Annotated in this window: 17 protein-coding genes; 12 read left to right on the top strand and 5 right to left on the bottom strand. The window is 41.0% G+C overall.

What is annotated here, in order from left to right:
• The first annotated feature begins 59 nt into the window (after nt 1-59).
• The 5 genes from SY85_RS10385 (at nt 60) to SY85_RS10365 (ending at nt 4852) form a co-directional block, all read left to right on the top strand.
• Nucleotides 60-1412, top strand: a complete 1353-nt coding sequence (locus SY85_RS10385; RefSeq protein ID WP_066404229.1) for an alkaline phosphatase family protein — start codon at nt 60-62, stop codon at nt 1410-1412.
• A gap of 234 nt (nt 1413-1646) precedes the next feature.
• The gene (locus tag SY85_RS10380; RefSeq protein WP_066404228.1) at nt 1647-2210 is read left to right on the top strand and encodes a YeeE/YedE family protein; all 564 of its coding nucleotides are present in this window, start codon (nt 1647-1649) and stop codon (nt 2208-2210) included.
• 32 nt (nt 2211-2242) lie between these two features.
• The gene (locus SY85_RS10375) at nt 2243-2764 is read left to right on the top strand and encodes a YeeE/YedE family protein (RefSeq protein WP_082886363.1); all 522 of its coding nucleotides are present in this window, start codon (nt 2243-2245) and stop codon (nt 2762-2764) included.
• 590 nt (nt 2765-3354) lie between these two features.
• On the top strand, nt 3355-4488 hold the full coding sequence (locus SY85_RS10370) for a TIGR03118 family protein (protein WP_066404227.1): 1134 nt from the start codon (nt 3355-3357) through the stop codon (nt 4486-4488).
• Nucleotides 4489-4672: 184 nt separating this feature from the next.
• Nucleotides 4673-4852, top strand: coding sequence for a hypothetical protein (locus SY85_RS10365; protein ID WP_066404225.1), 180 nt, complete (start codon nt 4673-4675; stop codon nt 4850-4852).
• Nucleotides 4853-4862: 10 nt separating this feature from the next.
• Here the strand turns inward: SY85_RS10365 and SY85_RS10360 are convergent, their stop codons facing one another.
• Both SY85_RS10360 and SY85_RS10355 read right to left on the bottom strand, forming a co-directional pair.
• The gene (locus tag SY85_RS10360) at nt 4863-5381 is read right to left on the bottom strand and encodes a hypothetical protein (RefSeq protein WP_066404223.1); all 519 of its coding nucleotides are present in this window, start codon (nt 5379-5381) and stop codon (nt 4863-4865) included.
• A gap of 609 nt (nt 5382-5990) precedes the next feature.
• The gene (locus SY85_RS10355) at nt 5991-6407 is read right to left on the bottom strand and encodes a thioredoxin family protein (RefSeq protein WP_066404221.1); all 417 of its coding nucleotides are present in this window, start codon (nt 6405-6407) and stop codon (nt 5991-5993) included.
• 123 nt (nt 6408-6530) lie between these two features.
• Between SY85_RS10355 and SY85_RS10350 the strand changes: the two genes are divergently transcribed.
• Complete coding sequence (locus SY85_RS10350; protein WP_226999061.1) at nt 6531-7457, top strand: alpha/beta fold hydrolase; 927 nt, start codon at nt 6531-6533, stop codon at nt 7455-7457.
• An 846-nt stretch (nt 7458-8303) separates the two neighbouring features.
• On the opposite strand, the gene SY85_RS10345 is transcribed toward SY85_RS10350, so the two are convergent.
• A complete protein-coding gene (locus tag SY85_RS10345; RefSeq protein ID WP_066404218.1) occupies nt 8304-8591 on the bottom strand; it encodes a hypothetical protein in 288 nt (95 codons plus the stop codon).
• A gap of 699 nt (nt 8592-9290) precedes the next feature.
• On the opposite strand from SY85_RS10345, the gene SY85_RS10340 reads away from it, so the two are divergent.
• On the top strand, nt 9291-9560 hold the full coding sequence (locus tag SY85_RS10340) for a hypothetical protein (protein ID WP_066404216.1): 270 nt from the start codon (nt 9291-9293) through the stop codon (nt 9558-9560).
• 65 nt (nt 9561-9625) lie between these two features.
• Here SY85_RS10340 and SY85_RS10335 read toward each other — a convergent pair whose 3' ends face one another.
• A complete protein-coding gene (locus SY85_RS10335) occupies nt 9626-10609 on the bottom strand; it encodes a glycoside hydrolase family 43 protein (RefSeq protein WP_066404214.1) in 984 nt (327 codons plus the stop codon).
• Nucleotides 10610-10804: 195 nt separating this feature from the next.
• Between SY85_RS10335 and SY85_RS10330 the strand changes: the two genes are divergently transcribed.
• Nucleotides 10805-11362, top strand: coding sequence for an NADPH-dependent FMN reductase (locus SY85_RS10330; protein ID WP_066404212.1), 558 nt, complete (start codon nt 10805-10807; stop codon nt 11360-11362).
• Nucleotides 11363-11365: 3 nt separating this feature from the next.
• Here SY85_RS10330 and SY85_RS10325 read toward each other — a convergent pair whose 3' ends face one another.
• Nucleotides 11366-12406, bottom strand: a complete 1041-nt coding sequence (locus SY85_RS10325; protein WP_066404211.1) for a hypothetical protein — start codon at nt 12404-12406, stop codon at nt 11366-11368.
• A gap of 499 nt (nt 12407-12905) precedes the next feature.
• Between SY85_RS10325 and SY85_RS10320 the strand changes: the two genes are divergently transcribed.
• The 4 genes from SY85_RS10320 to SY85_RS10305 all read left to right on the top strand — a co-directional run bounded on the left by SY85_RS10320 (nt 12906) and on the right by SY85_RS10305 (nt 21704).
• Nucleotides 12906-17876 (top strand): translocation/assembly module TamB domain-containing protein, encoded by a 4971-nt coding sequence (locus SY85_RS10320; RefSeq protein ID WP_066404209.1) that lies wholly within the window; start codon nt 12906-12908, stop codon nt 17874-17876.
• Entirely contained in the window at nt 17873-20161 is a 2289-nt protein-coding gene (tamL, locus tag SY85_RS10315) for a translocation and assembly module lipoprotein TamL (RefSeq protein WP_066404208.1), read from the top strand. The genes SY85_RS10320 and tamL overlap by 4 nt, the downstream gene beginning before the upstream one ends.
• 449 nt (nt 20162-20610) lie before the next feature.
• On the top strand, nt 20611-21192 hold the full coding sequence (locus tag SY85_RS10310) for a Crp/Fnr family transcriptional regulator (protein ID WP_066404206.1): 582 nt from the start codon (nt 20611-20613) through the stop codon (nt 21190-21192).
• 68 nt (nt 21193-21260) lie between these two features.
• Nucleotides 21261-21704, top strand: coding sequence for a cupin domain-containing protein (locus SY85_RS10305; RefSeq protein WP_226999060.1), 444 nt, complete (start codon nt 21261-21263; stop codon nt 21702-21704).
• Nucleotides 21705-21932 lie beyond the last annotated feature (228 nt).

Raw genomic sequence — 21932 nt, 5'->3', positions numbered from 1 at the left:
AATGAGTGATGAGTAATGAGGGGCAGAGGAAGTAACTAACTAATTCTACAAGTACAGGTATGCATAAAACGGTTGTTGTCAATATCGTTGGACTTTCATCTTCTTTAATTGGAGCGTATACGCCTTTTCTGAAACAATATACTTCGGTGGCCCACCTGAATCGAATACAGCCTTTATTGCCTGCTGTAACTACATCAGTTCAATCTACTTACCTCACTGGAAAAAGTCCGGGAGAACATGGTATTGTAGGCAATGGCTGGTATGATCGTTCGGATTGTGAGGTTAAGTTCTGGAAGCAATCAAACAAGCTGGTACAGGCAGAAAAGATCTGGGAGCGCGCCAAAAGAGAAGATCCATCTTTTACCTGTGCTAACTTATTCTGGTGGTATAATATGTATTCAGCGGTTGACTATTCAGTAACACCGCGTCCTAATTATTTGGCCGATGGACGGAAGATGCCTGACTGTTATTCGCAGCCAGCTGGGCTGCGTGATGAGTTGCAGCAAAAGCTGGGTCAATTTCCCTTATTCAAATTCTGGGGCCCTGCAACAGGCATCACTTCTACACAATGGATTGCCGATGCTTCTGTTTATACAGATAAAAAATATGATCCTACGCTAACACTTGTTTATCTGCCTCACCTGGATTATTGTCTTCAAAAATGGGGACAGGATATTAGTAAGATTGGCAAAGAACTAAGCGAGATTGATAGCGTAGTAGAGCAATTAGTTAATTATTATTCTGCTACGGGTGCTCGCGTTATTCTTTTATCAGAGTATGGAATCACCAATGTGGATAGACCAGTGCATCTCAATCGCATTCTACGTAAGCATGGATTGCTGGCTATTCGGGAAGAAAGAGGATTAGAGTTGTTAGATGCGGGCGCTTCCAAAGCTTTTGCTGTAGCCGATCACCAGGTGGCCCACGTTTATATTAATGATCCTTCTGTTACAGACCAAGTAAGATCCATACTGGAGGGGGTTGAGGGCGTGGAGCTGGTATTGGATAATGAGGGGAAACAAGAGCATGAGGTCAATCATGAAAGAGCAGGTGAATTTGTAGTTATGGCTGATGAGCGCAGCTGGTTTACGTATTATTTCTGGTTTGATGATGCGAATGCGCCCGACTATGCAAGAGTAGTGGATATTCACAAAAAGCCGGGTTATGATCCTGTGGAGTTGTTTATGACCTCAAAAGCAAGGGCTGCCTATAAATTGCTACGTAAAAAAGCAGGCTTGCGTTATGTAATGGACGTGATACCCTTGGATGCCACCTTGGTAAAAGGTTCACATGGGCGATTAGTTAGTGAGCCATCTTCTCAGCCAATAGTAATTACCAAAGAAGCGATTACCAAAGAAGGGTTGACGGCATTTGATATTTATGATGTGATCTGGCAACACCTGGCCTATTAGAATAACTTTAACTACAATCAATTTATTCTTTTTGCAACACTTACTTTTTGCTTTATAAAGTAGTTTGCCACATTTGCCACCTGAATGTCAGTTTATATTGTCTTTAATTGCAATTCAAAGATCAGTGCTTACTTTGCGTAAGCACTGAAGACAGTTGTAGTAAAAATGATAAACAATCATTTCAGTAGTAATTCTTAAAGGATCGTAATCATTATACGTTTATAAACAAGTTTCATGTTAGAAATAATAAAACAACCATGGCCATGGTATGTGGCTGGTGCTCTTATTGGATTAACAGTGCCTGCTTTGCTTCTTCTTGGAAATAAGCATTTTGGTATCTCTGCCAATCTGCGTCATGCCTGTGCGGCTTGTTTTCCTGCTAACATATCTTTCTTTAAATACAATTGGAAAAAAGAGGTGTGGAATTTCTTTTTTGCCGGAGGCATTCTCCTAGGTGCATTTATAGCTACGCAATATTTATCTACGCCGGCCCCTGTTCAGGTAAACGCCAATTTGCTGGCTGAATTAAAGAATTATGGTATTACAGATCATTCAACGTTGCTGCCAAAGGAGCTATTCAGTTGGGAGAGTCTGTTTACAGTAAGAGGGTTCATTTCATTGGTAGTAGGAGGGTTTTTAGTTGGATTTGGAACCAGATACGCTGGCGGTTGTACCAGTGGGCATGCCATTATGGGTATCAGCACACTACAAGTGCCATCTATAATTGCAACGGTCAGTTTTATGGTCGGTGGATTTCTTATGGCTAATGTTATCCTGCCTTACATCTTAAGCTTGTAAAACCATTCTTCAACTATTCATTACTTGGAAATATGAACCCACAGGATCGTGTTAGCGAAACAGAAGTATTGATGCCAACGGACTTTGAAGTTCGATCACTAGACACAAATTGTATCAATGAGTCGCAGTTGCAACATAAGTGGTATCACAATTTGAAATATGCCGTTGCAGGGATTGTATTCGGTATTGTTCTTACCAAAGCAGAGATCATTTCCTGGTTTCGTATACAGGAAATGTTTCGCTTGCAAAGCTTTCACATGTATGGTGTAATTGGTACGGCGGTAGTAGTTGGTATGTTGTCAGTGTGGTTGATCAAACGCTTTAAAGTAAAAACTATTTATGGGGAGGAGATTGTCTTTCACCCCAAGAAGTTCAATAAAGGACAAATTATTGGCGGCTTGATCTTTGGGTTAGGTTGGGCTTTAACCGGCGCTTGCCCAGGACCTCTCTTTGCTCAGATCGGTGCTGGGTTTTTAGTCATTCTTGTTGTGTTGGCAAGTGCTGTTGCAGGTACTTGGGTGTATGGTTTCTTCAGGGATAAACTGCCACATTAGGTTTAATAAACGTACCACTGCTGCACAATAGTCATCTGCATTTATTGAAAATGAGAAGGTGATCTCTCGCCCTTCTTTACCTATATTTAAATACGGCTTCCCATTTCGGATTGTGCTTCCTGGTTAGGGCAACTTTAATTGCTTATTAATGGAATCAGGTCATATTGTTATGGCAGATATTTGTTTATTCACGTTTCTTAAAATGCCAATATTTTTCCTTTCGTTTTTTAATTGATATAGTGTTTTAAAAGGTGAAACATTGATGTGCAACCAATGGTCTATTGAGATCTTATCCCAATGAGGTTTATGCTAACGAAGCAAGTATGAATGTGCTATTGGTTAGGGATATTTCTATTTGTCGAAATACTGTCATAATCTATTGTTGCCAAGCAACTATTATTTGATGTATCCGTATTTGTTATAGAATCGGCTCTATGTGAAACTTTGTTGTAGAAATACATTGGAAATCTGTCAGCTCTCGTTTTGTTTCTACTATTACCAGCTCCCATCTGTGCCATAAGTAATGTTTCAATTCTTACTCATGAAAGCTGATGTTAACACTCATCTTTCATTTATTAAAAATTTAGTGTATGAAAATGCTTATGCAATTACACCAACGACTTCTCAGTAATTGGCAATTGCTTTTATTGCCATTACTGGTATTGCTTACACAGTGCCATAAGAATATGGATCAGCCGAATCTCAGTGGCTTTAAGCAAGTGAATCTTGTGGCGAACAACAATAAATATAGTAACACGCATACAGACCCAACACTGGTGAATGCCTGGGGGTTGGCTTTTAGCCCTAATGGTATTGCATGGGTGAATGCCGCGGATGGACATGTGAGTGAAGTTTATGATAAAGAAGGCGGTATATTGCGTCCGCCTGTTAATATCCCTTCTCCGGATGCACTCACTGGCGGCAGCCCTACAGGTATTGTTTTTAACAATGGCAGCAATAATGATTTTTCGTTGTCCAATAACCAGAAAGCAGCCTTCTTATTTGTAGGTGAAGATGGTGTAATATCCGGCTGGAACCAGGCTGCAGGCAATAATGCATTACGCATCAAGGATAATTCAGCAAATGCTAATTATAAAGGTTTGGCTATGGGCCAAAATAGTAAAGGACAAGATTTGCTTTATGCTGCTAATTTCATAAAGGGTACAATTGATGTATGGGATGCCGGTTTTAACAGTATGGCAATGTCGTTTAAAGACTCAGGTATACCAGCAGGATATGGCCCATTTAATATCAAGAATATTGATGGACAGTTATTTGTGGCTTATGCTAAAGTAGGTGATGATGGCGATGAAGAGAAAGGAGCTGGAAATGGATATGTTTCCATATTCACTACAGATGGATCCTTCGTTAAACGATTTGCTTCACAAGGTATGTTAAATGCTCCTTGGGGTTTAGCAAAGGCATCAGCCGACTTTTTCCCAGATGGTAATGGTAACGGTATGGGAAATGGCAATCATTCAAGCCACCTGCCTGCCATACTGGTTGGGAATTTTGGAGATGGAAAGATCAATGCGTATAGCTTAGACGGCACCTTTATGGGCCAATTGAAATCAAAAGATAATAAAGTAATTGTTATTGATGGTCTATGGGCTCTATCTTTTGCCCCAGCAACAGCAACTGCTGTTGATCCTAACCGATTGTATTTTACGGCTGGCCCAGATGATGAATCAGATGGTTTGTTTGGCTACCTTATTAAAGAATAAGGGAAGCGATATGCCTGGAGCCTAATGAACGGAATGGGAGCAATAGTTAAGGATAAGGCTGACTGCAGATCTATTTTTCTGTAATTTCGGTTACTTGGCAGTGCCTGTAGTGTCTTTCAAGGGTAATCTCTGAAAGACACTGCAGGAAATAGCCAGCAGGTTCATAGTCAGTAATGATCACTTTATGAAAAAACAAAACATCGGTTTAATCATCCTTATCGGTCTTGTAGGAGCCGTTTTCGTTTATTTCTTTTCCAGTGGAAAAGAAAATAGTTTTAATGGGGTGTTAGTAGGAACAGTCGTTTTAATAAGCAGAGCCGTTTATGGTCTTGCAAGAAAACGCCAGAAGCGGCAAGCTGAATAACTCATGCCGGCTATTGTATGAATGTGTATTTACTTCCTTCTCGTTTAATGATTAGAAAATCTTTACGACTGTTGGACTGGGCAGTTGTGAAGGGATTGTTGGCCAACGTAAACTTTTTGGTTGCTCCAATGGCTGTATACCCTTCTACATACAAATCAAAGCTGCCGTTTTTTGTAACGTTACCATAGTTAATAACCAATGTGCATTCTCCTCCGTCATCAAGCGCGCTGGTAGGTATCGAATAGTTCTTAAACGCACTTTCTTTTGGTGTGAGCGGTAAAGGAGTTGCTGATTTTGAATCACCTGCACCTTTATATAAGGCTATATCCAAGGGAGCATATGTTTGTGCGTTGGAAGAATCAGCAACCGACCAGGTTAAAATAAATCGTAGTCCATACTCCTCTCGTATTTGGTTGGGGAGGAGTACTTCTTCCTGTGAGTTATTGGTATTATCGTTTGCTTTTTTACAAGATAGGAGTGTGGCAGATAAAAGGCATAAAAATAGACAGAAGCGATTAAGGTTAGCCATAATTAAAGAATAACCGAAAGCTCTTCAATTCTTGTGCCATTTCGTCTACTCTTGTACGTGGACGGCGCCGGTCTGGTCGTCGAATTATTTGCATTTCAATACAGCTATTGCTGAGCTAGACTCGCTGACGACGACTGTCAAAAGAAGCAGTTACAGCGTTATAAAGAGGAAATAACTGGTTTTGACTTCGAATGCCAAATGGCGCTGTATTAGGTTACGCGCTTGATCTATGTCCTGTAAGTGCAAGAGAATAGCCATGATCTAAAAACAGGCAGCCTTAATAGACTTCAGATGGCATATATCAGGTTCATTTCAATAAACAGCACCATACACGGTTGATAATCCTGGCAAACGATCTTAATCTGGTTGGTCCCAATTTCCGGATGATTTCATAAAAACTAACACTCCTTGGAATTGCCTGTTTGCGGAATCCTAGAGGCGTTTTCCGCTATAGAAAAGAAGTGGTTACAATCAGTAAACATTTCACTTGATTAAGAAGAAGCCTGGATCTAAGTTGAGCACTTGGTGGATTACTATAATAGCGCACTAGGGAGTAGCCTGTCCTTACAGCATCTATAAATCCAGTTTATCAGGAGCGTCACTATCTGTCTAATTTGAGCTGTTGAGGGCTTTTTTGCCCAAGGCGATCAGTTCTCGGCCCTTTAAGGCTCCCTCGTAACGATACACGATCTTCCCATCCCCATTGATGAACAGTAAAGTGGGGACAGCAACCAGTTGGAAGCTGCTTGCCAGGTCTGGACCCTCGCCAATTTCCATATCCATTTTGATATTGATAAAGCTGGCGTTGTAAAATTTGCCTACTGATGCTAGCGGGAAGATTTCTTCTTGCATGTATTTACAGGGACCACACCAGGTGGTATACGCATCAAGGAAGATCAGCTTGTTTTCTTTTTTTGCCACCGCCAGCGCGGCATTCCAGTTTTTAGGGGTCGTAAAACGGATGCCTTGTGCCTGTAGCGTGTTTATAGCTGCCGTAAATAAGAGGTAGAAAAGGATTTTTCTCATAAGGGATTATTCGTGAAAATAAGTGTTTGGGCGCACAGCTCTTCAATATAACTATGGAAAAACTTGTAAGTCTCTCTTTAACGTCCGGGAACCAAATAATATTTTCATCTTTTAAAGTTCTTTTTGGCAGGCAGATTTGGCTTTGTAAAAAGGAATAGTATATATCCATTACAATTTATTATTCAATCCGGCAATTCTTATGCAATCGTTCTAACATTGCACCCGGTTGATGTTCTAGGTCGGTCTATGAATAGCGGCCAGACATTACTTAACAGAGATAAAATGCAGTTTTATTTAAATACGTTAACCGGAAAACTAAATGTGGTGCAGTTAGCAAACAATCCAGAGCATCCAACTATCGTTTTCTTGCACGATAGCCTGGGTTCAGTTGAACTTTGGCGAACGTTTCCAAAGACGTTAGGAGAGTTAACGCAATGTAACGTTTTCGTTTATGACCGGCAGGGCTATGGTAAATCCAGCCCTTTTACGGTAAACAGTCGGGATAATGATTATTTAGAAATAGAAGCTGATCGATTACATCAGCTGATAGAGCAATGTGGATTACAGCGTGTGATCTTATTTGGCCACAGTGATGGAGGTTCTATTGCATTAATAGCCGCTGCTAAATACCCATCATTCATTCTTGGTGTTATTACCGAAGGGGCGCACATCTTTGTTGAGGAGATCACATTGGAGGGTATACGGGAAGCAGTAACAGCCTATCAAACAACGGATCTCAAGGAGCGGCTGCAAAAATACCATGGAGAGAAAACGGAGGCTGTATTCAATGCTTGGGCAGCTACCTGGCTGAACGATACATTCCGATCCTGGAATATGGAACAGTTTTTACCTAAAATACACTGTCCTGTACTGGTAATACAGGGAGAAAAGGACGAATTCGGAAGCCTGGATCAAGTAAATGGAATTGTGAAGCAAGTATCCGGTGTGGTTAGTTCACTTATTATTCCAGCCGTAGGTCATACACCACATAAAGAAGCCAAGGAGATAGTTTTAGAGCATTCGGCGGGGTTTATAGGAACTTTGGTTTAGGGAGAGAGAACTAGGATTCTTAGGATTGGGAGGAAATGGCTGATGTGAGGATGGCTGATGGCGGATTTGGGTTGACAGGTTAACAGGTTGAAAAGTTGACAAGGAGAGGAATATTGAACAAGGAACAAGGAAGGAAGAAGTGGAGGAAAGGCACAAGGGGCAAGAAACAAGGGAAAAGAGAGCAAATGTTCAATGCTCTAGTATCAATGTTCAGGGTATAAGGGAGAAAAGAACTTGCTCTACAGGCAAGGGTTTTGTATCTTTAAGCTTCTTCTTTTAGGGCATCTTCAGCCTTTCTTATTCCACTTTTCTTTACTATTTCTATGTGTTTATAGCAATGAGCGAATAGCTTAATACGGGCTAGGGTACGGGTGAGGTACGGGTAAGATACGGGTGACATACGGAGTAACATAGGCTTCTATACGGAGTAACCTAGTATTCTATACGGAGTAACCATGAAGGGACAGAGGAGGAGTAATGAAGGAACAGAGGAGTAGCAGGCAAGGAACAAGGGAATAATGAACAAGGAACAAGGAATGATGAAGGAAGAAGGGAGGAATGAACCGGGATTTGGGGAGATTAAGGGATTAAGAGGATAGATTAGGCATTTAGGGTAAGTGTCCTTTTATGATAGCAGGCTTTTCTTTAATGCAAGAGCAGATCCTTACTTCGATTAACTCGGGATCAAGTTCAGGGTGGCAAAAGTCAGAGGCTTTAAAGGTGGCGGCTGGTTGTGAAAGGAGTGGCGAAACCTGCAACCTAAAATGGGTTATTGGTGATATCTGAATGAAAACCTTCCTCTATTACCTAGCCAAGTAGTAAACTATTCTCCCTGTTAGAGTGCCTTTAGGAATGTTGCTCCTCGGATCTGCTTTTCTGGCGGGCTTTTTTGCTGATAGCCTCTTCTATCATTTGAGATAGCACAGCTCTTTCCGTAACAATCCATTCGGGTGCTGGTTGGCAAATAACCCACTGGTTATAATAACTATCTTTTTTCATTTCAAAAGCAGTTACCAGCTGATGATCTTGTTTTACGGCCACATAGTATTTGGGTGAATCTATGCGCATGATCTCTGAAAAGCAGAAGCGAAACAGCTCGTTGTTAATGGTGTGGAGATTAGAAAAAGTGCTCATTCTCATTTACAGTTTTAGTATGGTTATTGACAGATATATTTACCTTGTCGTTTGGCTTTTCATTTTACTGGAAACCGGCAAAACGGTTTAATAAGTTCTGCTCCCTTAGGAGCGTTTATTTTATTCAAGGCTTTTTTACCAAAAAGCTTAGAATCAGCTAGAGGTGTTTCGTATAGGTTGCACTCCTTTTAATATTGGTGTATTGAAAAGGTATCGCTTGAAACAGAGTGCATTGAGAATTCAACACTCTTACAACGCCTCTCAATAGTCAGTTGGAGTTAAAGACGTTCAAATCTAAATATTTGAACAAGTTATTATATAGGCTGAGTATCAAAGAGATATAGAAATTAGTTTAATACCTGTAGTTGCGATAAGGACTTTCTTTATTGCCTTTAGCTTTTGGGGGTAATATAATTTGCTTAAGGACTCGTATTACGGCGCCATATGAAGGCTTTTGAAAGTCACTAGCGCTAAACGATAACCGCATTTCCAAAATGAGGCAAGTGACAAATAGAAACCCGTTAGGGTAATCACCTATGCCCAATATGGATTCAACATGCTATTGGGCCATCTCGTCTATTATGATAAAAAAGAAGTTGTTTAAGTATTTACTTCGTGTTCTGGATGGGTATTAAACAGATACTTCTTGGGCTATAAACTACAGGCCTTTCCCATAAACTTAACAACCTAGATAAGCACATGACAAAATTTTCGCACACCCTTGTTATCAACGATCAGCAATATTCGTTTTCATTTTCTGAGATAAAGCGGGTAGACTCCAGCAAGTATTATGTATCAGTTAAGGGGCGTAGTGAGTCAGAGCTGGCATTTGAAATGAAAAAAGGCTTATTCAATGATAACTGGGTGGTATGCCAGCCAGCTCCTGAATGGATTTTGAGTAAAGAAGCCACATTATCCAATTGGATCAAGCAAAATATAGCTTATACTACTCGATTTATAGTTAACTAAAAAGTATCTGGCTGTTAGCGTTAGCATCTGCATTTTCTTGATGATTAGATTTTTTTTGCAGTAGCCTAGCGCACTTTTTCCACTCCTTCGAACGTTATTTTCACCGGCTTAATAAGTCCTTTTTCATCAAACTCCACCTTGTCAATGCATACCACCCGGTGGTTAGCATCGGTTTCGCCTAAGGGGCGGCGGTGGTAAACCATATACCATTCGTCTTTTCCTGGAAGGTGAATAACGGAGTGGTGGCCAGCACTTGTGGCCACTGCTGTATCTTGCTGGAGCACGGTACCAATACGTTCAAATGGTCCGAAAGGAGAATCAGAAATGGCATAGGCCACACGGTAGTTGGGGCCGGTCCAACCACCCTCGGACCACATAAAATAATACTTGTTATTTCGGATAAACAGGAAGGGGCCTTCTACATAATCTTTTGGGGTGATCTCTTTATAAATACTGCCATCTGGAAAAGGTAGCAGTCCAGTAAGGTCTGGTTTTAATCGTACAATGTTGCAATGCTGCCAACCACCATAGATCATATAGTATTGGCCGTTTTTATCCTGAAATACAAATTGGTCTATGGGTTGGGCGCCATTCTGCACTTCACCAATCAGTGGCTTTCCCAGATAGTCTTTGAAAGGGCCTTCTGGTTTGTCAGATACGCCAATACCTATGCCGCCTATCTCTCCGGGATGCACATCGTTGGCACTGAAAAACAGGTAGTATAACTTTCCTTTTTTGATTATAGCAGGAGCCCACATGGCTTTCTTGGCCCACTTTACAGCTGCTGTATCAATGATGCGGTGGTGTATTTGCCAATTCTTTAAGTTGGTGGAAGAAAATGCATCCAGGAATACCTGTTGTTTATAAGGTGCAGAGTAGGTGGGGTAGATCCAGGTTGTTTTGCCAAAGACCACTGCTTCCGGATCAGCATACCAGCCGGCTATGATCGGATTGCCAGTTTGGTGTGCGGTTGCCTGCTGCTGCGACCAAGCATGGGATGAAAGGAAAACAAATGTTACAATGTATAGAATACGTTTTCGTGTGTGCATGTGTGAAACAATAGTGTGTTAAACTAAACCATTTTATGCCGCTATTGTCATTCGGTGTCAACTTAGTACGCGGTTGTGCATTAAAGATAAGGATTTGATGCATGGGTAAATGGGTAGGGATACTTGAGCAGGAAGGTACTTATATTTGATTGCCGGCCGCAGACACTGTATGCGGTAAAGCTTTGTCAATAAAGAATGCGTAATAAGAAAAACATATTTGCCATTATAGGAAGTGCCAGTGCCAATTCATCCAATCTAACCTTGGTGAACAAGTTGGCCCAACTAACCGGTGATGCGTTTCATTGGACGATATTCAACGACTTAAAAACACTTCCTCATTTTGATCCAGAACTGTCAACAGGTGATTCACCGCAACCAATAAAAGCGTTTAGGGAATGTATTGAAAAGGCAGATGGGATTATTATCTGTACGCCTGAGTATGTTTTTAGCATTCCCAGTGGGCTAAAAAATGCCATTGAATGGTGTGTTTCTACCACTGTGTTTAGCAATAAGCCTACGGGCCTTATTACCGCCTCTGCCCATGGTCAAAAAGGCCAGGAGGAGCTGCAATTAATTATGCAAACCCTGATGGCTAAGTTTACAGCCGAAACCACCTTACTTATTCAGGGTGTAAAGGGGAAAGTAACGGTGGAAGGAGAAATCAAGGACGATCAAACAAAGGAGAGCTTTTTAAGGTTTGCAAATGCATTCACGAATTTGGTAGTTGAGGGCGATAGCACCACTCTTATCTAATGGTCATTTTAATTTGGGTGTAATGAATATTCCTAATGCAATGCCTGCTCTGAAATAGAAATAGCTGTTGGCGTAATAGATGTTATAAGGATCACTTCCATAGTACCCTGCACTGGCAAAGAAAGAGGAATTGGGGGAACCCTTGATGCGCCAATAATATTGGATAGCTGCATTTATTCGTTTCTCAAAAGCCGACAACCCTTGGTCTCTATCTCCGGCAATAATAGTAAGATCAAACACCATCCTGTCTTTTTCTTCAAAATAATTTGTAAGCTTTTGTCCTTTGTATTTACTCCAGTAGTTCTTAACGCGGATATATCCTAGCTGCAGGTTGATCCGTCGATCTTCATAGCTTGATTTTAAAGAGTCGGAAGTGCCAAAGTGCAGTTCTAGACCTGCACTTCCGTAAAGCTCATCGTAGTTGCGCCTAAGTGTAGGTTCAGTAATAACTGCGGCTGTAATCTTATACTTTCTTCTGCGAAAATGATAGGAGGGTTCAATGAAATTGGTAGAGAAGTTTCCGTCATACAGGTTGAAGCTGCCATCGCTATTAAATTCATTGCCATCCTGCCCGTTGGAGTGATGAAAGAGTGCAATGCCCATGTAGGTGATGTTATCACTTTGCGCATTAGTATAATTCAATGGAATGTACACGATAGCGCCCGGCATAAAGCTTGGTGTGCGTACGGCAAAAGACGAATCGCCTGCTTTTTCATCATCATGCAGTATTCTTACCATGTAGCGGGTTACTAAGTGCATGGTAAAGGGAATACGCTCACTGCCAATTATGAATTCAGGAATGATATCTGCCGATAGTATATACCATGTCTTGGGCGACCCTAGGTCAAAATAGGGAGGGCAGGCGTAGCTCCGGGTCGCATAGTTCTGTGTCTGGTAGGCAAAACTGAGGTCTTTTATTCTCCTGGTTCTTATCTTTTCCAATTGGACTTGTTCCGGTGTGGTAGCACGAGGCAGTGTATCGTTTTGTGCATTTGCCAAGTGACCAAAACCAACAAACAGTAAAAGTGCTTTCCATGCTTTCATAATGCTTTTTCATTCTTAAAAGAAATTCTTTTATGCCCTCTGTTTTCAAAAAACAGATTGTTTTAAATATTATGTAATTGCTGTACGAGGTATACTGGACTTTTAACCAACAAACTCGTTTGTCAACGGACTTACCCGGTAAGGTTTAATTGAATAATGGTGTGTTTTAAAAGGGACGGCTATAACTTGACGGGTAGGTAGGCCTATTTGCAAATGGGAAGAGGATAAACATACGTATATCAGGATACCTAAAATAGTTGTTTTCGTGCTGAATTGAAATACATATTCATGGGTAATATTCGTTTTAGTTTCAAGTGCTTTAGGTATTTGGGTGTTCGTTAGTTTCCATATTAATTAGTTGATGCTTTTTATGTGTTTCTGCCAGGCTGTTTGATTCTATAGGAATTTTTGGCTTATTCCCTATCCACAATCCATGATCGGCCTAGAGAGAGCCGCATTATTATTGTAAATTTAAAAACATCATATAGGCACCAAAAGCATGGTTCAGAAATGGATCAGAAGAGGCGTATTGTTCCTGGCAATCATTATTTTTTTAGTGGTAGGCATGCTTTTGTTTTTGCATACAGCTACCGGTAAGTCGATGGTGCGAAATAAAGTACAAAGCTTCCTGGAAAAAAAGTGGAAGACGGAAGTTCAGATTGGAAATATTGACTACCGATTACCAAACTGGATTGCTTTGGAACGGGTGCTGATCTTAGACCGCAAAAAGGATACGTTGCTTAGTGGTGGGCGTATATATGTAGGTATTAAATTGTTGCAGCTGCTGTCGAATACTGTTGATGTAACAGGCTTGAGCTTGGAAAATATCGTCTTGAACTGCCACCGTACTGCAGGAGATAGCCTCTTCAATTATCAATTTATTCTAGATGCTTTTGCGCCTCCTGCCGGTAAGGTTCAAACTCAAACTAAAACGGCTCCTTTGCGGCTGTCCGTAAAACAACTTTCGCTACATCAGGTAAGGTTTCGTTTTAATGATCAGCAACAGCAATTGCATTTTTCTGCATATATCAATGAGCTCTCCTGTTTACCAGAATCCCTTTATCCAGAAATAAAAACATTCCAGTTTAAAGATTTTAAACTTAAGAACACTGAGGTTGTTATGATTGACTCATCCATTGATGGGAGCGTGTCGCCAAAAACAACTAAGAGCAGAGGTGATCCGGCGCCTTTACTGCTGGGCTTGGATCAATTAGCGTTGCATAATGTCTACTTTTCTTATCAGCAGCCTTCCAATAAAATCGATTACACGTTTCGGGTTGACAGCTTACAATTACAGCAAGCATCGCTTGATCTTAGCGCCCAAAGTATAGTGGCTAAGTATATTCAACTCAGCAATACGTCTGTAAGCCTGCTAGACTGGATACCGCCGCGAAATACAGTTAAAAAAAAACCACCGTCACCTTCTGCTGCTACTAATAACTTCTGGCGGGTTCGTGTAGATGCTATCAGCTTGTTCAATAATTCATTTGTTTATAGTAATGAGGCGCTGCCGGCCTCAAAAGGCTTAGACGCTGACCATATCCGTCTTAAAAAGATTAACCTGCAAACCAGAGAAAACAGTTTTGATTCCTTGGGCTTATTTGCAGCTATCGATACACTCTCTTTAGTTTTTAATGATCAGTTTCAGGTAAAGCATATACAGGCAGGCTTTCGTTTTTCGGATAACCTGATACATATGAAGGATTTGGTGGCGGCCATTAACCAATCGTATGTTGCCAGTAAAGGTGATCTGATATGGCCCTTGAAGACCGGTGCCTCTGTTGTTAATGCTACCCCACTCGTCATTGAAAAGGCTTCTCTGAACTATGGTGATTTATTGCTGATACAACCTGGTCTAAAAAAACAATTGCCTTTTTCAATTTCCCCATCTGAACAAATAATTGTTGCTGGTCGTTTTACCGGAACATTACAAAATCTAAATACCAAACAATTCAACCTTTCTACTTCTGGTCGGCAAGTACAAGTAGCAGGCAGTATGAATTTTCGGCTGGCGGAGGATGGACCAGCACTAACTGCTACACTGCAACCACTTCGTTTAAAAAAACAGCTACTCTCCAAAGAATTGTTACAACGGCTTCAAAAAGATGGGATCCGACTGCCTGAGGATTTGGTACTTACCGGAAAGGTGCATTTGGATCAGCAACAATTAAAGACTGATGTGAAATTGGCCTGTTCATTTGGGCAGTTGCAAATCAAGGGGCACGCGAATAATCTACAGCAGCCACAACGGCTAACTTATAACTTTCAATTAGATGCCCACCAGTTTGAAACAGGGAAGTGGATTGGAATGGATTCCAGCTTGGGTAAGATAACAGGTCGTTTATTTATTAAAGGCAGCGGTATTCAAAAGGAGCGTATGATTGCAGATGCCCAGTTGCAGTTAGAGTCTGCTATCATCAATCACTACCCTTATGCTAACATTGGCTTGCATGCTAAATGGGACAGATCGGCATTTACCGTTCAGTCAAGTATACAGGATCCTAACCTGGAAACGGTTATGGATGTAAGCGGTCATTTTAGTTCAGATCAACACGTCCGGGGAAATGTGTATGTTAAAAGAGCTGATTTTCTCAAACTAGGATTTACGGCTGACAGTTTAATATATGCTGGAAATATTCATATTGATGGTGATCATAAACAGCCTAACGTGCTTTATGCCAAAATACAGGGTGACAGTAACCTGGTTTTTATACGTGGAAAGCAAATAGCTGTCGATAGTTTTTTGCTTACCGTTAAGTCAGATGCAGACAGTTTGCTGATGACAGTACAGTCACCTTTTATAGCGGCTAAACTGTTTGGCAATTATTCCATCAAGGCGTTGTCTTCAGAAATGGCTGCCATATGGCGTGTACTTTATCCATTCGGTGATTCAAGAGAAGAGAAGAAGCTACTACGAGACAGTGGTGGTTATCGCACTTCAGTGGAAGTGAAGCTTACACAAGACTCATTGATCAATGCTTTCTTCCCAATGCTGGAATTAAAGCAACCTGTAGTCATACAAGGGCAATATAATGATGAACATAAAGATTCCTTATTGTCTATTCTAGTGCAGGCTCCAAATATTCGCTATGGGCAATTGGAAGGTCATGATTGGAGACTAACAACAAAGACGGTTGATTCAGTAATGCATTTTTCTTTGTCAGGAAAAGAAGTGTTTAATGCTAAAAACCGGTTAACGGATGTGCAGGTTACTGGTCAAATGCAAAGAGGAATGCTGTTGGTTAACGGTCGTGTAAACGATAGTGCAGGGAAAGCGTTCTATGCTGCGAATGTGGAAGTGAAAAAAGAGAATGATGAAACTGTCATTCGTATCCGGGATGATCTAACATTGAATCGTTACAAATGGAAAGTGCCCGCTGATAATGTAGTGCGTATAGTGAAGGGTAACTATTTCATCAACCACCTGCTACTCGAAAGCCGGGGGCAGACTGTTTCTATTCATACAAAAGACCAGCAGGCGTTATCACCAATAGCTGTTCAAATAGACAGCTTTGATATCAAAAATATTTTTGCTCTTTTATCTCCCGGCGATACGTTGGGTGCAAAGGGCATACTAAATGTTGATATTAGTGTACAACAACCTATTGGCAAAATACCTATTGTTACAGGTGACATACTGGCCTCCAACCTGGCGGTACACGATATTCCAATAGGTGATCTTCAGTTTCATTCAAAAAGCATAGGTGATAGCCTGGTAATACAAGGCGGATTGTCTGGTATGAATCAGTTAAAGTTTAACGGTAATGTGCACCTGGTAAACCGGGGAGTTGGTCTTCAGGTACACCTGGAAAAACTCAATACGGAACTGATAGAATCGTATGCAAAAGACATTCTCACACGCCTATCTGGTAACATAACCGGCGATGTGCAACTAGCGGGTTCGCTTGATAACTTAAAATTTCAAGGCGCTATCTATATGGACTCTGTCATATTTGCTTTAGCCACTTTAAATACACCCTATAGGATCAACAAACAAAAGCTGATGATCAGCGATTCGGATCTAGATTTTGGGCAGTTTGTAGTGGCTGATTCGGCGGGACATCCATTGACTGTGCAAGGAAGCGTGGCACTGTTTGGTGCAGGTGCGAAGCGGTTGGATGTGAATATGGAAACCAAAGATTTTATGCTACTGAAAGCCTCACGCAAGCCGGGAGCTTCTCTTTATGGTACAGGCATTGTAGATGCAAAAGTGGCTGTAAAGGGAACCGTTGAAGAGCCTGTCATTGAAGGCAATGCTTATTTGCATAAAAATAGCCAGGTTTATTTTGTGTCTACTCCTCGTAGCAGTGTGGGCAGAACAAGAAAGGATGGGCTTGTATTCGTTGATATGGATACATTGCTTGCTCGTAAAGATTCAACTCCCCAATTAGTAAGCGATTCTGCTATTGCCCGCGCCACATTTAAAGGTCTTAAATATAATATGGGTCTGAAGGTAGACAAGGATGCAGAAATCAGCATCATTATAGATCCTACTACTGATGATGAAATGGTGCTTAAGGGCGATGCTCGTTTAAATGCCGGCTTGAACGAAAATGGAGAGGTAGGAGTGGAGGGCGTGTATAATTTACAGTCAGGCTATTACAAAATGAACAACCTGTTGCTTAGGGGAAAGTTCATGCTGGTGAAGGGAAGCTCGATTTCCTTCAATGGCGATCCCACAATGGCAGAGGCAGATGTTACTACGGAATATATTATAGAGGCTAGCCCTAAAGGCTTATTGAATTATAAAGAAGATGATCCTGCCTATTCACAACGCACGCCCTTTGCTGTCATATTTATGATCAAAGGCCCGATATCAAAACCGGCGCTTTCATTTGATATCAAACTCAAGGAGGGCAAATCAGTTTTAAAGAGTTCTGTAAAATCAGATGTAGAACATGCGCTTGATCGCCTTCGGAGCGATGTAACAGAAATGAACAAGCAGGTGTTCTCCTTACTCTTGGCCAAACGGTTTGCCAGTACCACTGATAATAATTTAGAAAGCAGTAACCTCAATGCAAACAATGCATTAAAGGAAGGCGTTAGCAGTTTTTTGACAGAGGCCATGAATCAAGTGGCTGATCAATTAATAAAAGGGGTGGATGTAGATGTGAATATGAAGACCTACAAAGCAGAAGACGATCCCATTTCTAAAACGGAACTAGGCGTTGCTATGTCTAAAGACCTGTTCCAGGAACGGATGGTGATTCGTATAGAGGAAAGTTTTGCGGTGGGGAATACGGCACCTCCTGCTAAAAGCGGTTCTCAGTACATCCCAGATATAACCAGTACGTACAAATTATCAAAAGATGGCCGCTTCCAAATAAAGGCCTATCAGAAAAATGAATATGATGCAGTGGTGCAGGGCTACTTTACGGAAATAGGTATCAACTTCACTATTGAGATGGCATACGATAAATTCCAGGAGTTGGTGCGGCGTAGGAAGCGCCAAGCTAATGAAAAACAATGAGGAAGTTGCTTCAACATATTATGTGGCTGCTTCTGATTGTAGGCAGTGGTTCCTGTAGTGTAAATCGTTATCTGCCGGCTGAAGAAAAATTGTATAATGGCGCTACCATAAAAATTAGTAAAGCGTCTGAAATAAAGGTCAAAGAAGCGTCCATTCAAAGTAAGCTATCATCGCTTGCCACGCCTAAACGAAATAAGCGGCTTTTGGGGGAACCTTATAAAGTATGGTGGTGGTATGTAATAGGGCAACCTAAAAAAGAAAAGGGGTTTAAAGCTTGGCTGCGCAACACGTTAGGGCAGCCTCCTGTACTATCAGGAGATCTAAACCCTGAATTGAATGCACAAAACATGCAAGCTCTCTTAGAGACTGAGGGCTACTTCAATAGTAAAGTGAGTGTGGATACCTCGATTAAGAAAAAAAAGATAAAGTTACACTACCAGGCCAGGGTAGCACGTCCTTATCAATTTGGCCCCATCACTTGGCAGCTGGATAGCAGCCAGTTGGCCAGAGATATTTTGCAACTCCCCAAAGTAGGCTCTCTGTTAAAAACAGGCGATCAATATAATGAAAAGAAAATAAAGGCCGAAAAAGCACGACTGGTGCAACTACTAAAAGGAAAAGGTTATTATTATTTTGAGACAGAACACCTGTTGACCTATATCGATACTAATCATAGTAATTATACGGCAGCTATTTATATGTCATTGAACCAGCCCGTACCGGTCACTGCTAAAACCCCTTTTGTTATCAATCAGATTATTGTTTATACACCTTTTACAACCTTTAAGCCCTTGCCCGATAGTTTGGTTCAGACTTTGCCTCAACATGATGGTATTTATATTTATGATTCCAGTCAGAAATTTAAACCAGACGTTTTTGCCCGTTCTATTACGTATCGTAAAGGAAGCCTGTACTCACTTCCAGAGCTAAATAAAACACAGGCACGGTTTTACAGTTTGGGTACTTTCCGCTTTGTAAAACCTCAATTCACCCAAGCAACTGCAGGTGCCGATTTAATGAATGTGACCTATTACTTGGTTCCATATCAGAAAAAGAAGCTGCAAACAGAAATAGGAGGGTTTACCCGAAGTAATAGCTACACCGGTGGGCAAGCAAGTATTCAGTGGGCTGACAAGAATTTTTTAAAAAGAGCGCAAACCTTGATGATTAAGGCAACTGGTTCATTTGAGGTGACTGCCAATGACTCGCTGAAGGATAATAATAATTTTCGTATAGGAATTGAGGCTTCCTTGAATATTCCCAGATTAATGGTGCCCTTTCGGACAGGAAACAATTTGGCTACGCTACCTAAAACAAATTTTCCTCTAAGTTTTGATTGGGTGCGACACCAGGATCTCTATACAGAGAAATATTTCAATTTCCGTTACGAGTTGAGTTGGCGCGATACAATTACAAGGGAATACAGGTTGACGCCCTTTAGTCTGACTATTACCAATACGGCTAATTTTACAAACGCTTTCAATCTTCGTGAAATGATTGATTCGAGTTTGAAATTTACACTTCCTACTATTGTTATTCCGTCATTAGGTTTTCAGTATATCGTTACCAACAATCCTGTTGTTAAAAAATATTCTACTTTTTTGCATACGGGAGTGGAGTTTGCTGGCAATATCTTGGGCATGATTAAAGGGAATAATGGCTATTTTTCTACTAAGGTGGGTAATGCTTATTTTTCTCAGTTTATAAAAGCAGCTGCTGATTTCCGCTACTACCGTAGATTCAAAAAAGAACTTACTTGGGCTAACCGTTTGGTGGTTGGTGCTAGCTATCCGTATGGGAATTCACCTTTTCTTCCCTTTTCAAGACAGTACATAATAGGCGGTGCCAATAGCTTGAGAGGATTTCTGCCCAGGAAACTTGGCCCTGGAAGTACACAGGCAACAGAATCACAGCAAAGCGCCTTCCCGCAAATAGGAGGCGATTATAAATTAGAATTCAATTCTGAACTGCGTACATCTTTGGGAGGTCGTCTAAAAGGGGCTCTATTTGTAGATGCCGGTAATATCTGGATGAAGGACACTGTATTGTACACTAAGGCAGGACAGTTGAGCAAAGACTTTTACAAAGAAATTGCTATTGATGCCGGAATTGGTTTGCGGGTAGATGTTAATATCCTTGTTATCCGGCTTGACCTTGCCATTCCATTTCACAAACCTTATTTGCCTGAAGGACAACGATGGACATTTGATACAATGAAATTTGGTGAAAAAGACTGGCGCAAGGAAAACCTGATCTGGAACTTTGCATTAGGCTATCCTTTTTAATAGCAAGGCAGTAGATCCTGTTCGGCTGTTAGTTTGTCGGAACTAATGAACAGGTGAACTTATAAACGCTTTTATATACACTGCTCTTGAGGAAGAGCGTGGTGAGGTAAAGAGAATCGCATGATAACAAAAAAGCCCTGTTAAAACAGGGCTTGATACCAAAACTAACTGCTTAAGAAAGTATCTAAATGTAAAAAGGATTACAGCAGAGTTGCAAGCAATTGGCCGTTTTGTAGTTGGATTACTACTAGTTGGCCATTACTGGAAAGTTAACATTAGTTGTTGACCGCCTTTCCCTTTTTTCATATGTTGTATAGCGTAAGAAAAAAGTGCGTAGCAATCTAACTTTGTTTTATTAATGCCATTAGACTGAAAGGAATTCAACTATTGGCAGGGACTTTCTGCTCATGTGCAATGCCTTATCTTTATTGTCAAAGGCTATTAGAGTTATGGATAACTCATCCCTTATCAACCAACTCAAACAAGTCTACAAACTTTCTGATAAAGACTGTACGAGAGTCATTCCCCTCTTTGAATCACTTACCGTTAAAAAGAATGAACACCTTTTCCGGGAAGGCGAAGTGGTTCGATATGTTTATTTCGTAGAGAAAGGATGCTTACGGCAATATTATATTAACAACAATGGTGAGGATCGAACGATCTATTTTAAAGTGGAGAATGGGTGGGCGAGTGAGCTAGTAAGTTTTCTGGATAATAAACCCACTGAATTGAATTTGCAGGCCTTAGAAGACAGTAGTCTGCAAATAATTAATCAAAAGAACTGGGTGTATGCTATGACCCAGATCCGGCCTTTAACGATGGGGTTTATCAGAGCTCAGCAGGATACCAATTACAGCTTGAAAAAACGACTGGCAGAAGCCACTGTTGAAACTCCAGAAGAAAAATACCTGCGTTTCATAAAAGAAGAACCAGAGTTACTTCAGCGAATACCCCTTTATCACATAGCATCATATTTGGCCATGACACCTGAAACCTTAAGTCGTATCCGGAGGAAAATTATCCAAGTATAATTTCTTATCTGGAATCAAGGACTTCGTTAATTCAGGGTAGTACGTTTGTTTCATTAAAATGAATGATCATGAAATCAGAAACAATCAAAGCGGGGCAAATTACTATTGATTTTTTATTAGAGGCAGCAGATACAAATGGCTCTGCGGCACTATTTGAATTTACGGTGCCTGTTAATGCAAAAGTTCCTGTGCCGCATTATCACGAAAATTTTGATGAAACCATTTATGGGTTAGCAGGTGCTATGACCTTTACCATTGATGGGAAGACAATTGATATTGCCCCTGGCGAAACTTGTTTTATTCCCCGCGGCGCTGTTCATGGTTTTAACAACAATAAGCAAGAAGACGCAAAAGCATTAGCTGTTATCACGCCAGCATTGCTTGGACCTAATTACTTTAAAGAAATGGCAGCTATTCTAAATGCCGGCGGTCCTCCAGATGTAGAACAATTAAAATTAGTAATGGCAAAGCATGGATTAATGCCAGTACTGCCAAAGGTGCAGAATGCGTAAAGGAGAGGCAGGAGCCCGGCTCGTGAATGGTGAGTGGTCAGTGGTGAGTAGGCTAACGCCCCCAGCCCCTAAAGGGGAGCGCCAGCGCTTCTTGAACCACAGAGGCACAGCGGACACGGAGGCACACAGAGGGAATGAGAGAAGTTCCACAAAGACACAAAGGCACTAAGAAGCACAAAGAATAAGAAGAACAGAAATAAAAAGAAAAAGCACTCCAATAACGAAGTG

Source organism: Flavisolibacter tropicus, from assembly GCF_001644645.1.
Taxonomy (GTDB): Bacteria; Bacteroidota; Bacteroidia; order Chitinophagales; family Chitinophagaceae; genus Flavisolibacter; species Flavisolibacter tropicus.
The sequence above is the reverse complement of the archived record's forward strand: the minus strand, read 5'-3'. Positions and strand labels throughout refer to the sequence as shown.